At 72.2% G+C, this 388-nt stretch carries 1 protein-coding gene; it reads left to right on the forward strand.

Annotation, left to right across the window (positions count from 1 at the left end; genetic code table 11):
* The coding region (locus tag D7Y04_RS43605; RefSeq protein ID WP_158627716.1) for a condensation domain-containing protein at positions 1–388 on the forward strand (388 nt) is incomplete at both ends.

The following is a 388-nucleotide window of genomic DNA, read 5'->3' on the forward strand; positions in this document are numbered from 1 at the left end:
GGGACCTGGGCGTCTCGTTGGAGTTGAGGCTGTTGCTGGGCGCCCCCTCCCTGGAGGAACTCGTCACCCACCTGCAGGAGGCGTTGCGCGCGGCGGCGCCACCTCCGAGGGCCGAGGAGTTCCCACGCGACCAGGAGGCCCACCTGCTCCTGACGCCGGGGCAGCGAGCCTTGTGGTTCCTCCAGCAGTTCAAGCCCTCCTCCCTGGCCTACATCCTCGCGAGGGCGGCCCACATCCGAGGGCCCCTGGACGTGGCCGCGCTGCGCCGCGCGTTCGAGGTGCTCGTCGCGCGCCACCCCTCCCTGCGCGCCACCTTCTCCCTCGTCGGAGAAGAGCCCATCCAGCGACTCCACGCCCGGCGCGCGGACCTCCTCCAGGTCGTCGACGT

It is taken from the genome of Corallococcus sp. AB038B, assembly GCF_003668955.1.
Taxonomy (GTDB): Bacteria; Myxococcota; Myxococcia; order Myxococcales; family Myxococcaceae; genus Corallococcus; species Corallococcus exiguus.